Raw genomic sequence first — 14,193 nt, forward strand, 5'->3', positions numbered from 1 at the left:
CATGAATGATATTGATAAACAAACTTTTGGCAAAAGCTTGATTGCATCATTTTTACATGCTGTATTCTATCTGTTGGTAATTTTTTCCAGTATCTGGCTTTGTCTCGCCTTATGGATTCACCAACCCTTCGGCCGCTGGTTTACCTATGCTGCTATTATTTTCTGGATAACACTTTCATTAAGTCTAACAGGTATTTATATTACTCAGGCCATTTTTAAACGCAAAACTGATGTCATTATTTACCTTGTTTGTTTTACCTTTGCATTAATCTGGTTCTTTTCTATGCCACCACGCAATGATCGTGACTGGAATCCCGAAGTTGCAAAAATTTTAGATTATCAGCAACAAGGCCAACAGATTACCATTGAGAATGTAAGAAATTTTACATGGCATACTGAAGATCAATACGATATCCATTGGGAAACACGGCATTATGACTTAAGCAAATTACAAAGTATGGATTTGATCCTATCCTATTGGGCAGGCGATAAAATTGCACATACATTAGTGAGTTTTATGTTTAGTGATGGTCAGGTACTCAGCTTTTCGATTGAAATTCGTAAAGAAAAACATGAATCATTTTCTAGTATTGGTGGGTTTTTTAGGCAATATGAGCTTGCCATTGTCCCTGCTGATGAAAAAGATATTATTTTTACCCGTAGTAATATCCGCAATGAACGCGTTTATATTTATCCTGTAAAAATGCCAAAAATTGATATGCAGGAATTATTTCTATCTTACTTACAACAAGGTAAAAATTTACAAACTGAACCTCGTTGGTACAATACAATTTTTAGTAATTGCACCACGATTATTTTTGATATGGTCAATCACATTGAACCCGTTCCTGTCGATATCAGAATGCTTTTATCAGGCTTACTACCCTCTTATTTATATGATCATAATCAACTAAGTCATCAATATAGTTTGGCACAATGGCAGCAAATGGCTTTTATTAATCCTAAGGTCAAGGATTTTAATCACAATAAAGATCAATCAAGCCAAAACTTTTCCCGTCTGATTCGTTCCGGTTTACCGCAATCATCACCATAATGACAAAAGATATAGTTACCATTACATAACATCTTTTACTGGTCTTTTTATGATTTTTTTGTTTTGATAATCACACTATATTGAATAAACAGAGGACATAACGATGAAAAAAATGATGTTGTTTGCTGCAAGTTTTGGGTCAATGTTAATTCTTGGGGCATGTACAACAACACAGTCAATATCGGGACAAAATAATCTACAAATTTTACAAAATAAAAACTGGATTCTGGCACAAATTGGTTCACAACCCATTCGTTATAATGCCGAAAAAACACCAGCTACCCTACAATTTAGTGCTGATCATCAACGTCTTAGTGGTTTTGATGGCTGTAATCGAATTATGGGAGCTTATCAAGCCGATCAAAAAAATCTGAATATTGGACAAGTTGCCTCAACACGTATGGCATGTTTGGATAACCATCAAATTGATATCGCTTATCAACAGGCGTTAACCCAAGTTAAACAATATCAAGTCAATCATCAGGAACTAAATTTGCTTGATGCACAAGGTAATGTCGTACTTAAACTGGTCAGTCCAATTCAACCACGATAAATAGAAATTTAAAGGAATCTTAAGATGCAACAAGCAATTTTTGGTGGTGGCTGTTTTTGGTGTACCGAATCGGTATTTCAGCATGTTAAAGGTGTACAACATGTCGAAAGTGGTTATGCTGGCGGACAATTTAAAAATCCGAACTATGAGCAAGTTTGTTCTGGTGAAACTGGCCATGCCGAAGTCATTAAAATCGAGTTTGATGAAACTCAAATTAGTTTTACTCAGCTACTAGATGTATTTTTTGCAACGCACGATCCAACAACGCTCAATCGCCAAGGTAACGATACTGGAACACAATACCGCTCAGTTATTTTTTATCTGAATGATGCTCAAAAGGTAGCTACACACACAAAAATTCTTGATCTAAAACAACAAGGTATAAATGTTGTTACCGAACTGGCTGCCGTACCAGTATTTTATAGTGCAGAAGAATATCATCAAAATTTTTATCAGCGTAACCCATCACAAGGATATTGTAATTTTGCTATTCCACCCAAACTGGAAAAACTACAGCAAAAATTTCCTGAATTATTTACAAAATAGTGCAGCCAAATAAATATTAATTTTTTTTATTTCATCCATAAAAAAACCTGCCAGCATTTGGCAGGTTTTTTTAATCAAAAGAAAAAATTAGTTTTTCTCTTTATCAATGATTTTGTTTGCTTTGATTGAAGGCATCATGGCACGAAGTTTTTCACCAGTGATTTCAATTTGATGTGCAGCATTTTGACGGCGACGAGCAGTCATTGATGGGTAATTTAATGCACCTTCCTGAATAAACATTTTTGCATATTCACCAGATTGAATACGTTTAAGTGCATTACGCATTGCTTCACGAGATTGTGCATTGATTACTTCAGGGCCAGTCACATACTCACCATATTCAGCATTGTTAGATACTGAATAGTTCATGTCTGCAATACCGCCTTCAAACATTAAATCAACGATTAATTTTAATTCGTGGAAACATTCAAAGTAAGCCATTTCTGGTGCATAACCCGCTTCAACCAAAGTTTCAAAGCCAGTTTTAACCAGTTCAACCACACCACCACAAAGTACTGCTTGCTCACCAAATAAGTCAGTTTCAGTTTCTTCACGGAAAGAAGTTTCGATGATTCCTGTACGGCCACCACCTACACCAGAAGCATAAGACAATGCAACATTACGTGCATTACCAGAAGCATCTTGATGAATTGCGATTAAATCCGGAATACCAGAACCACGCTGGAATTCAGAACGAACTGTATGACCAGGTGCTTTTGGTGCAACCATAATCACATCTAAATCTTTACGAGGAACAACTTGGTTATAAAGAATAGAGAAACCATGAGCAAATGCCAGCGTACCGCCTTCTTTGATATTTGGCTCAATCACATCACGATAAAGTTGTGACTGGAATTCGTCCGGAGTCAAGATCATGACTAGATCAGCTTGTTTTACTGCATCAGCCACTTCAGCCACTTTAAGACCAGCACCTTCTGCTTTTTTCCATGAACCAGAATCTTTACGTAAACCAACAGTTACGTCTACACCAGAATCTTTGAGGTTTTGTGCATGCGCGTGCCCTTGTGAACCATAACCAATGATGGCAACTTTCTTGCTTTGGATAATCGATAAGTCACAGTCTTTATCGTAAAAAATTTGCATTTGTGTTCTCCGCTAAAATTCTTGCTTTGCTCTATGAATTAGAGACTTAAAACTTTTTCACCACGTGCAATACCTGAAACACCTGAACGAACCACTTCCAAAATGGTATTTTCAGATAATGCTTCAATGAATCCATCCAGTTTATCAGTTGTACCAACAATCTGAATGGTATAAGTATTGGCTGTGACATCCACAATCTGTGCACGGAAAATATCTGCCGTACGCTTGATCTCTGCACGAGCTGCACCTAATGCTTTGACTTTCATCAGCATAAGTTCACGCTCGATATGAGCACCTTCGGATAAATCAACCACTTTAACCACTTCAATCAGTTTATTCAGCTGCTTGGTGATCTGCTCAATTTTATGTTCATCACCATAAGTGGTTAACGTCAAACGAGATAAAGTTGCATCTTCAGTTGGTGCTACATTTAAGGTTTCAATATTGTAGCCACGCTGACTAAATAAACCGACCAGACGGGATAATGCACCGGATTCATTCTCAACGAGTACAGAAATAATATGTCTCATCAGGTACGCTCTCCTTTGTGCAACCACATATCCTTCATGGATTGACCTGCTACCTGCATTGGATAAACATGCTCAGAGCGATCGACCATCACATTGATAAATACACATTTATCATTAACGTTCATGGCTTCCTGTAATTTTTCTTCCAGCTCATCAGCATGCTCAATAGTAATTCCGACATGACCATAAGCTTCCATTAATTTTGGAAAATCTGGAAGTGATTCAATATATGAGCTTGAATGGCGACCTTCGTAATTCATATCCTGCCATTGTTTTACCATACCCAAAGCACGGTTATTCAAGCATAGGATTTTGACATTCAGACCATACTGTTTACAGGTAGACAATTCCTGAATACACATTTGAATAGATGCTTCACCGGTAATACAAACTACCTGTTGCTCAGGTTTTGCCAGTTTTGCGGCCATTGCGTATGGTAAGCCGACTCCCATAGTTCCCAAGCCGCCAGAATTAATCCATTGGCGAGGTGCCTTATATTTATAATATAGTGCAGCAAACATCTGGTGTTGGCCAACATCAGAAGTAATAATGGCATCACCATTAGTTACTTTATACAAAGCCTCAACCACTTGTTGAGGTTTCATTGAACCATCGGTTGGTACGTCATAACGCAAGCCATGAATCTGACGCCAATCATTAATTTGTTGCCACCATGCAGCAATCGAATCAGTATTTGGTTTAGAAATATTCAACTGTTTCAATTGAGCCAACATTTCCTGAAGTACAGGTTCAACAGCACCTACAATCGGAATATGTGCTGAAATTGTTTTAGAAATTGTTGCCGGATCAATATCAATATGAATCACACGGGCATTTGGACAGAATTTTGCCGGATTATTGGTTACACGGTCATCAAAACGCGCACCTACTGCAAAAATTACATCTGCATTGTGCATGGCCAGATTAGCCTCATAGCAGCCATGCATACCAAGCATACCGACAAATTGCGGATCATCACCCGGGAAACCACCCAATCCCATTAAAGTATTGGTAACAGGGAAACCCAGAATATGAGCAAGTTCTGTCAATAATTCAGATGCATTACCTTGTACAACACCACCACCAGCATAAATGATCGGACGTTTTGCAGTTAATAACTCATCAATTGCTTTACGAATTTGACCTGAATGACCACGAAATGGCGGTTGGTAAGAACGCATTTTAACTTTTTCAGGATATTCATAAGCAAACTTTTCCGCTGGGTTAGTTGCATCTTTAGGAATATCCACCACAACTGGCCCCGGACGACCACTTGCCGCAATATAAAAAGCTTTTTTGATAATTGCTGGAATTTCACTTGCGTGACGCACCTGAAAACTGTGTTTTACAATTGGACGGGATACACCGACCATGTCAGTTTCCTGAAAAGCATCTTCACCAATTAAGTGAGAAGCAACCTGCCCCGACAAAATAACCATCGGAATGGAATCCATATATGCAGTTGCAATTGGGGTAACAGTATTGGTCGCACCCGGACCTGATGTAACCAGCACAACGCCTGTTTTACCTGTGACGCGGGAATAAGCATCTGCCATATGTCCGGCAGCCTGCTCATGGCGCACAAGATAGTGATCAATCTTATTTTGTTGAAAAAGCGCATCGTAGATATGTAATACTGCGCCGCCTGGATAACCAAAAACGTGTTCTACACCTTCGTCCGCTAATGCACGAACGAGCATTTCTCCACCAGATAGAAGTTCCAACGTATTCACCCTAGACTTTCTGGACATAACACTCTTGTAAGAGTCATTACATCATATTCATAAACAGTTTTGACATGCTGATGACAGCAGTCCGAAATTTAACAAGCTTACCGCAACAAACAGATTGGTGATGTAGTAAAGTTAAGCCACATCAACAAATAGATCATGTCTGGATGGATACACGATCTGCATATCATCCACTCGTATAGAGCTGGATGTTTGTTGCAATTATGTTTTTAATTCGAAGGGTGATCGAATCAACACATAAAAACTAAAGCGAGCATTTTTGATGCTATTGCAACGAAAGTCAAGAGAAAATCATTGTTTTTATCGCAATCCTGCAATCTAAATCACTGACATGAAAAAACCACCGCAACCACCATAACACATCACTCAATTTCATGCTGTTAAAATCAAGCATAAAGCGGTTTTTTTGGTTAAACTGGCAAAAAAGATATTTTTAAATTCTAAGGAAAACTTTATGACAATCACACCAATAAAATCAACGACACATCACATACTTTATTCAGTTAAAACCTTATGCCTAATCAGTATGACCATACTGGCAAGTCATACCCTCCATGCTCAGAATTTTTATAAATGGATTGATGCAAAAGGTTCAACGCACTACACCACAACCCCACCACCTAAAAATGCCCAAAAACTGGGCAAAATCATGACGTATAATGATAGCGTCACCTCGAGTGCAAAACCAGCAACTGCGACCAATACCACACAACAAAACCCACAAAAAACAGAATCCAGCAATAACCCATCTGAGCAGTCACAACATTCAACCCAGCCTCAAACCAATAATGAAAAAATTCCATTACCACCACAATCATCTGATACTAACCAGACTCAGCCTGCGATCCCTCAACAGGGACGTGCTGTACTATAAGTTCTGTTTTTTGAAAAATATGCATGGCTTTTAGCCGAATGGCTGCACATTTTGTCTGATTTTGCGCTATGCTGTGCAACAAAATTTTTGATATTAATTTTATTGCGTTATGACTACTCACATTGATCCTGAATATCAAGCCAGTGCGATTGAGCCTCAAGTCCAACAAGACTGGGAAAATCGTAAAATATTTAAAGTTGCAGATACTGTTGAAGGTAAACATCGTTATATCCTCTCGATGTTTCCTTACCCAAGTGGCAAACTGCATATGGGTCATGTGCGTAATTATACTATTGGTGATGTAATCAGCCGTTTTCACCGTTTAAAAGGTGAAAGTGTTTTACAGCCAATGGGATGGGATGCATTTGGTCTTCCTGCGGAAAATGCAGCGATTGCCCACAAAGTTGCACCAGCAAAATGGACTTTTGAAAACATTGACTATATGCGCAACCAATTAAAAAAATTAGGTTTAGCCATTGATTGGGATCGAGAATTTGCTACCTGTACACCAGAATATTATCACTGGGAACAATGGCTGTTTGTTCAGCTTTATAAAAAAGGCTTAATTTATCGCAAACTCTCTACCGTAAACTGGGATCCTGTCGATCAAACTGTATTGGCAAATGAACAAGTCGAAAATGGTCGTGGCTGGCGTTCAGGTGCATTGGTCGAAAAACGTGATATTCCTATGTATTACTTCCGCATCACCGATTATGCACAAGAATTATTAGATGATTTAGACACCTTAAAAGATGGTTGGCCTCAACAAGTCTTGACCATGCAACGTAACTGGATTGGTCGTTCTGAAGGCATGGAAATTACCTTCCCTTCAGTCGATACTAATATTTATGCTGATGGTTTGATGGTTTATACCACTCGTCCAGATACCCTAATGGGTGTAACTTATGTTGCGATTGCCGCTGAACATCCAATGGCAAAAAAAGCAGCTGAATTAAATCCTGCATTAAACGATTTTATTGAAGAATGCCGTCATGGTTCTGTTGCCGAAGCAGACCTTGCGACTGCCGAGAAAAAAGGTATTGCCACAGGTTTATTTGTTAAACACCCTGTTACTGGCGAACAAGTACCTGTCTGGATTGCAAACTATGTGTTGATGTCTTATGGTTCAGGTGCAGTCATGGCAGTTCCTGCACACGATGAACGTGACTTTGAGTTTGCTAACAAATTTGGTTTAAACATCAAACAAGTAATTGATGCCAAAGGCGAAAGTGATGCTGATTTTGATATCACAACTTGGCAAGACTGGTACGGTAGCAAAGAAGGTCAATTAGTCAATTCAGGCGAATTTGACGGCTTAACTTTCCAACAAGCCTTCAATGCATTTACTGAAAAACTTGCACCACAACAACTTGCAAATAAAAAAGTACAATTCCGTTTACGTGACTGGGGTGTTTCTCGTCAGCGTTATTGGGGTTGTCCAATCCCAATGATCAACTGTGAAAAATGTGGTCAAGTCACTGTTCCAGAAGAGCAATTACCCGTAGTTCTACCAACGGATGTTGTTCCAGATGGTTCAGGTAATCCACTGAATAAAATGCCGGAATTCTACGAGACCAAGTGCCCTTGTTGTGGTGGTGATGCTCGCCGTGAAACAGATACACTGGATACTTTTGTAGAATCATCTTGGTATTATGCTCGTTATGCTTCTCCTGATTTTACTGACGGAATGGTCAAACCAGAAGCAGCACAGACATGGTTACCAGTCAATCAATATATTGGTGGTGTTGAGCATGCGATTTTACATTTATTATATGCCCGTTTCTTTCATAAATTGATGCGTGATGAAGGTGTAGTGCAAGGTAATGAACCTTTTGCCAATCTTTTAACACAAGGTATGGTGTTGGCAGACACATTCTATCGTGAAGATGCTTCTGGCAAAAAAACATGGTTTAACCCTGCCGATGTTGAACTTGAACGTGATGAAAAAGGTCGTAATCTTTCTGCCAAATATAAGGCTGATGGACAAACAGTGATCATTGGCGGTCAGGAAAAAATGTCAAAATCGAAAAATAATGGTGTCGATCCACAAGCCATTATTGATCAATACGGTGCAGACACTGCTCGTGTATTTATGATGTTTGCTGCACCACCTGATCAATCACTGGAATGGTCAGATGCCGGAGTTGAAGGCGCAAATCGTTTCTTGAAGCGTGTCTGGCGTTTGACTACAAGCTTCCTTGAAAAAGATCATTCAAATGTAGAAATTGATACAACGAATTTATCTAAAGATGCACAAGATTTACGTCGTAAGGTGCATGAAACCATTGCCAAAGTTGCTGATGATATCGAACGCCGTCATGCATTTAATACTGCAATTGCCGCGCAAATGGAATTACTCAATGCAATTGGCAAATTCGATGTACAATCTGATCAAGATGCTGCGGTTGCTCGTGAAGCTATCATCACATTACTCACATTGCTTTCCCCTTTTGCACCACATTTAAGTCAAACGTTATTAACACAGTTTACAATTGATTTGACTCAAACAATCTTACCACAAGTAGATCAATCTGCATTGACTCGTAATACCCAAACGATTGTGGTACAAGTCAATGGTAAATTGCGTGGTAAACTCGAAGTGCCTGTCGATATTTCCAAAGAGGATTTATTGCTACAAGCTAAAGCATTACCTGAAGTACAACAATTCTTAACAGGTCCAACCAAAAAAGAAATTGTCGTACCCAATAAACTGGTAAATTTAGTGGTTTAACATTCATAGATTGATCAATAACAACCCTCTCCTACATGGAGAGGCAAGGTAAATATGCCATCAAGTGAGGTTTGGAAAAATATGCACTTAACCCATCGTGTTGCAGCAGTTGTTTTAACCCTTGGCTTAGGTGCAAGCCTTGTTGGTTGTGGTTTTCATTTACGTGGTACACAAACAGCCGCTCTACCACAGGCTTATCAATCTATTAAACTCGAACTTCCGGAGCAAGCCAGCAGCTTAAAAAAACCACTTGAAATCGCATTGACAGATATTGGTGGCAAGATTGATCAATCAGATGCCCAAACTGTTTTACGTATTAATAATTATCAGCTAAAACGCCAACTATTCAGTGGTACATTGACTGAAGTACGTTTGCATTTAAGTGTGACATTCTCGATTGAAGACCATCAAGGGCGCCAGCTTACTGCTCCTCGTACTGTTGTTGCACAACGTTCTTATCAATATGATCGTGCAAGTGTCAATGTCGATAATCAGGAACAGGATTATCTGATTCAAGTTATGCAAACAGATATTTCCCAGCAAATTGCTCGACAACTGCATGCAAATCGATTACCTGAAGCTGTTATTGATCAAGCTCAGTAAGTTTTAATCCTCATGAAATTAGATTATACACAGGCGTTAAAACGTGTGCCCGATGCTCAGGGCGTCTGGTTATTACATGGGGCTGAACCACTTTTGGAACAAAATTTACTCCAAATTTTACGGCAGGATTGGCAAAGCAAAAATATCGAACGACAGCGTTTTGACTTACAAAGTGCTCAGGACTGGAAACAAATATTTTCAGCACTCAATAGTTTATCTTTATTTTCAAGCCAGCTTGCCATTGAAGTTCATGGCAATCTAAAACCTGATGCACAAGGATTAAAGCAACTCAAAAGTTTTATTCAAAACCCGCAAGGCAATTTACTGGTTGTTGTTTTCCCTAAACAAGAAAGTCAGAGTTTAAAATCAGCCTTTTTTCAAAGCATTGAAGCCAATGGCATATTGGTAAGTCTAAATGCCTATGGTCGTCAGGAGCAGCAGCGCATTCTCATGCAAGAAGCGGATAAAATCGAAATCCGGCTTGATGATGATGCATGGCAGTGGCTGCTTTACCACCATGAGAATAATTTGCTTGCCGCCCGCAATAGTTTGTTAAATGTTGCGGATAGCTGTGCAGATTCTCAGCATATCACTAGCAAAGATTTACAGCTTGCCTTACAAGACCAATCTCGCTATAGCACTTTCGATCTAGGTGATGCCTGTCTAAAAGGCGATTTTATGCTTGCACATAAAATTTTGAATTTCCTTTTACAATCAGGTGAAGCACCTACACTTATTTTTTGGGTGTTACAAAAAGAAATGCGTTTACTTCTACAATTATTTGAGCAGCCACAAAATGCCCTGCAAATCGGTATCTGGAAAAATAAAATTCCTGTTTATCAACAAGCACTAAGGCGTTTAACACCCCAACTACTACTACAATGGCCTACACTGATGCTACGTACAGATTGCGCAATCAAGGGGATTGGTAATCAAAAAGTTGAGGATCTTTTTTTACAACTTATCTACAGTCTTTGTGGCGCTACAATTCCACTACAATATGCATAAACAATGCTTATTTCCATTTAAAAAACACATGCTTTATTCGTAATTCAATTTTATACTGTCAAGCAATTTTATAAACATGCAATTGAATCGGTTATGCTATCACGATCCAAAATTATCAAAATTGTTGTGGGAATTATTGTCCTGATCTTAATTGCCTTTGGCGCATGGTCATATTTGAAACCTAAACAAACCGCTCCTGATTATATTACTGCTGAGGTTACTCAGGGCGATCTTCAAAATACTGTTCTAGCAACAGGAACACTGGATGCAACCAAAATTATTAGTGTTGGTGCTCAAGTTTCCGGTCAGGTAAAGAAAATGTATGTAGAACTGGGACAAGAGGTTAAAAAAGGTGATCCTATTGCGCAAATTGATTCAACAACACAAGAAAACTCACTAAAAACTGCTGAAGCCAGTATCACCAATCTAGAAGCACAACGTTTACAACAAATTGCCAATCTTAATCAAGTGCAACAGGAATATCAGCGACAAAAACAAATGTATGCACAAGACGCCACATCTCGTGCAGACTACGAAAGTGCATTGGCCAATTATCAAACCGCCCAAGCTCAGATCAAAGCAATTGATGCACAAATTCAATCTGCCAAAGTTACACGTGATACAGCAACAACCAATGTGGGTTACACACATATCGTGGCACCAATGGATGGTACAGTGGTTGCAATTGTGACTGAAGAAGGTCAGACCGTTAACGCCAATCAAAGTACACCAACGATTGTCAAACTAGCCAAACTCGATACCATGACTATTAAGGCTGAAATCTCTGAAGCAGACGTAATGAAAGTTGAAAAAGGTCAAACTGTTTACTTTACTACTTTAGGTGACAGTAATACCAAACATTATGCTTCTTTACGTCAGGTTGAGCCTGCACCAGATTCAATTACAGATGACGATGACTCATCTGATAGCAGTACAGCCATTTATTATAATGCATTATTTGACGTACCAAATGCTGATGGAAAACTACGTATTGACATGACTGCCAATGTCACCATTATTTTACAGGATGCAAAGAATGCTTTAATCATTCCGGCAACCGCAATTTCAACACATAATAATTCAACATCCTCAACTCAGGTGAACTCTGCCAGTGCTCCTGCTGCCCAGGCTCGGACAGGTTCAAATTCTGCTCGCTCGCCATTAGGTCGGCTAGAGCTTACAGAACAGGAACAGGCACAAATTAAATCAGGTCAAGCCAGTTTAGCAATGGTGCGTGTACTTCAGGCTGATGGTACGGCACGACCACAACAAATTTTGGTTGGCATTAATAACCGAGTAAATGCACAAGTACTAAAAGGCTTGAAAAAAGGTGACAAAGTTATTGTCGCTGACGGCTCAGATACATCCAATGATTCTTCAAAACGTAGTACCAGAAAAAATAACTCAGGTCCACCGCCAATGGGGATGTAATCATGAGTCAAACTCAACAACCTCTACTTGAGGTGAAAAATCTGACCCGTGAATTCCCTGCTGGTGAAGGTACGGTTCAAATTCTAAAAGGCATTAATCTGGAAATTTATCCCGGAGAACTGGTAGCCATTATTGGTCAATCCGGTTCAGGTAAATCCACATTAATGAATATTCTGGGCTGTCTGGACAAACCGAGTTCAGGTAGTTATAAGGTGAGTGGTCAGGAAACAGGAAAACTTGAACCTGATCAACTAGCACAGCTACGTCGTGAATATTTTGGTTTTATCTTTCAGCGTTATCATCTACTTGGTGATTTAACTGCTGCGGGTAATGTTGAAGTTCCTGCTGTTTATGCAGGTGTTGAAAGTAATCAGCGTCACCAGCGTTCAGCCGAATTATTAACAGAACTTGGTTTGGCAGAACGCCTGCATCACCGTCCTAGCCAATTATCCGGTGGGCAACAACAGCGCGTATCAATTGCACGTGCATTAATGAATGGTGGAGATGTCATTCTTGCCGACGAACCCACTGGTGCACTGGATAAAAATAGTGGTGTTGAGGTTATGCGTATCTTACGTGAACTCAATGCCAAAGGTCATACTGTCATTATCGTAACGCATGACATTAACGTGGCTAAAAATGCCACACGTATCATTGAAATTAGTGATGGCAACATTATTTCAGATCAACCCAATACTCCTGAATATACAGATGACACAAATTCTGTACAGGACAAACAAACCTTGGTCAAAACCCCAAAAAAGCAGACGTCCGCTTTACGTTCTTTTCTTGATCGACTAAGTGAAGCTTTCCGCATGGCCTTGTTGTCAATGAATGCTCACCGGATGCGTACTTTTTTGACCATGTTGGGTATCATTATCGGGATTGCATCCGTAGTTTCAGTCGTTGCACTCGGTAATGGTTCACAAAAACAAATTTTATCCAATATCAGCAGCTTGGGTACCAATACCATTACCGTTTATCAAGGGCGTGGATTTGGAGATAACTCTAGAACAGCAGCCAGTAAAACGTTGGTACCTAGTGATGCTATTGCCCTATCTGAACAGCCTTATGTACAGGCAATCAGCCCAACAGTAAGCGATAGTGTCACTGCACGATTTAAAGATACCGAAGCATCGGCTACAGTAAATGGTGTGGGTGACCAATATTTTGATGTTAAGGGTTTAAGTTTTGCAAGTGGTCAATCCTTTGACAGCAGCAGCATTACTCAACTCAGTCAAGATGTTATTATTGATCAAAATACCAAGGATACTTTTTTCTCAGATGGTAATGATCCGATTGGTCAAGTCATTTTACTTGGTAGTGTCCCTTGCCGCATCATTGGTATTTTAAATAAGGAAAAAAGTACCTTTGGTAACTCAGACAGCTTGAATGTCTACTTACCATACTCTACGGTAATGAGCCGCTTCCTTGGACAAGCCAATGTAAAAAGTGTCATTGTCCGAATTAAAGATCAATATTCTACTGCTACCGCAGAAAATGCGATTTTAAGTTTATTAGAATTACGTCACGGCACATCAGATGTATTTACCCAAAATGCTGATACCATTCGTGAAACCATTGAACAAACGACACAGACAATGACGTTACTGGTATCTGCGATTGCTGTTATTTCACTGGTAGTTGGCGGAATTGGTGTCATGAATATCATGCTTGTCTCTGTTACCGAACGTACACAGGAAATTGGCGTCCGAATGGCTGTAGGTGCAAGGCAAAGTGATATTTTGCAACAGTTCTTGATAGAAGCAGTTTTGGTCTGTATTTTAGGGGGTATTTTAGGTGTACTCCTTTCTTTGGGTATTGGCCAAGTCATTACTAAATTTGCCGGTAGTTCATTCCAGATGGCTTATTCAACCACTTCCATGATTGCAGCATTCGTTTGTTCAAGTTTGATTGGCGTATTATTTGGCTATCTTCCTGCCAAAAATGCTGCACAACTTGATCCAGTTGCCGCACTGTCTCGTGAGTAACTTATTTTGATGATCAA

General features: G+C 39.4%; 12 protein-coding genes. 9 read left to right on the forward strand and 3 right to left on the reverse strand.

Annotated features, from left to right (window positions below):
* The first annotated feature begins 1 nt into the window (after position 1).
* The 3 genes from F4V57_RS06050 (at position 2) to msrA (ending at position 2,153) form a co-directional block, all read left to right on the forward strand.
* On the forward strand, positions 2–1,054 hold the full coding sequence (locus F4V57_RS06050) for an Lnb N-terminal periplasmic domain-containing protein (RefSeq protein WP_070069019.1): 1,053 nt from the start codon (positions 2–4) through the stop codon (positions 1,052–1,054).
* A 103-nt stretch (positions 1,055–1,157) separates the two neighbouring features.
* A complete protein-coding gene (locus F4V57_RS06055; RefSeq protein ID WP_070069020.1) occupies positions 1,158–1,607 on the forward strand; it encodes an META domain-containing protein in 450 nt (149 codons plus the stop codon).
* 24 nt (positions 1,608–1,631) lie between these two features.
* On the forward strand, positions 1,632–2,153 hold the full coding sequence (gene msrA, locus F4V57_RS06060) for a peptide-methionine (S)-S-oxide reductase MsrA (RefSeq protein WP_070069021.1): 522 nt from the start codon (positions 1,632–1,634) through the stop codon (positions 2,151–2,153).
* Between the two features lie 87 nt (positions 2,154–2,240).
* Here msrA and ilvC read toward each other — a convergent pair whose 3' ends face one another.
* Genes ilvC through F4V57_RS06075 form a run of 3 tightly spaced genes read right to left on the reverse strand, consistent with a single transcriptional unit; the run spans position 2,241 to position 5,511 of the window.
* Positions 2,241–3,257 carry a ketol-acid reductoisomerase gene (gene ilvC, locus F4V57_RS06065; RefSeq protein ID WP_070069022.1) on the reverse strand — a complete coding sequence of 339 codons (1,017 nt, stop codon included), beginning with the start codon at positions 3,255–3,257 and terminating at the stop codon, positions 2,241–2,243.
* A gap of 38 nt (positions 3,258–3,295) precedes the next feature.
* A complete protein-coding gene (gene ilvN, locus F4V57_RS06070; RefSeq protein ID WP_070069023.1) occupies positions 3,296–3,787 on the reverse strand; it encodes an acetolactate synthase small subunit in 492 nt (163 codons plus the stop codon).
* Positions 3,787–5,511 (reverse strand): acetolactate synthase 3 large subunit, encoded by a 1,725-nt coding sequence (locus F4V57_RS06075; RefSeq protein WP_070069024.1) that lies wholly within the window; start codon positions 5,509–5,511, stop codon positions 3,787–3,789. Before F4V57_RS06075 ends, ilvN begins: the two co-directional genes overlap by 1 nt.
* A gap of 481 nt (positions 5,512–5,992) precedes the next feature.
* Here F4V57_RS06075 and F4V57_RS06080 point away from each other — a divergent pair, with 481 nt between their 5' ends.
* The 6 genes from F4V57_RS06080 to F4V57_RS06105 all read left to right on the forward strand — a co-directional run bounded on the left by F4V57_RS06080 (position 5,993) and on the right by F4V57_RS06105 (position 14,176).
* Positions 5,993–6,412, forward strand: a complete 420-nt coding sequence (locus F4V57_RS06080; protein WP_227515660.1) for a DUF4124 domain-containing protein — start codon at positions 5,993–5,995, stop codon at positions 6,410–6,412.
* Between the two features lie 109 nt (positions 6,413–6,521).
* On the forward strand, positions 6,522–9,143 hold the full coding sequence (leuS, locus tag F4V57_RS06085) for a leucine--tRNA ligase (RefSeq protein WP_070069026.1): 2,622 nt from the start codon (positions 6,522–6,524) through the stop codon (positions 9,141–9,143).
* Positions 9,144–9,224: 81 nt separating this feature from the next.
* Positions 9,225–9,746, forward strand: coding sequence for an LPS-assembly lipoprotein LptE (locus F4V57_RS06090; RefSeq protein ID WP_070069041.1), 522 nt, complete (start codon positions 9,225–9,227; stop codon positions 9,744–9,746).
* Positions 9,747–9,758: 12 nt separating this feature from the next.
* Positions 9,759–10,754, forward strand: coding sequence for a DNA polymerase III subunit delta (gene holA, locus F4V57_RS06095; protein WP_070069027.1), 996 nt, complete (start codon positions 9,759–9,761; stop codon positions 10,752–10,754).
* Positions 10,755–10,847: 93 nt separating this feature from the next.
* Positions 10,848–12,185, forward strand: coding sequence for a MacA family efflux pump subunit (locus tag F4V57_RS06100; RefSeq protein WP_070069028.1), 1,338 nt, complete (start codon positions 10,848–10,850; stop codon positions 12,183–12,185).
* A gap of 2 nt (positions 12,186–12,187) precedes the next feature.
* Positions 12,188–14,176 (forward strand): MacB family efflux pump subunit, encoded by a 1,989-nt coding sequence (locus tag F4V57_RS06105; protein ID WP_070069029.1) that lies wholly within the window; start codon positions 12,188–12,190, stop codon positions 14,174–14,176.
* Positions 14,177–14,193 lie beyond the last annotated feature (17 nt).

Origin of the sequence: Acinetobacter qingfengensis (genome assembly GCF_008693185.1) — a bacterium.
Taxonomy (GTDB): Bacteria; Pseudomonadota; Gammaproteobacteria; order Pseudomonadales; family Moraxellaceae; genus Acinetobacter; species Acinetobacter qingfengensis.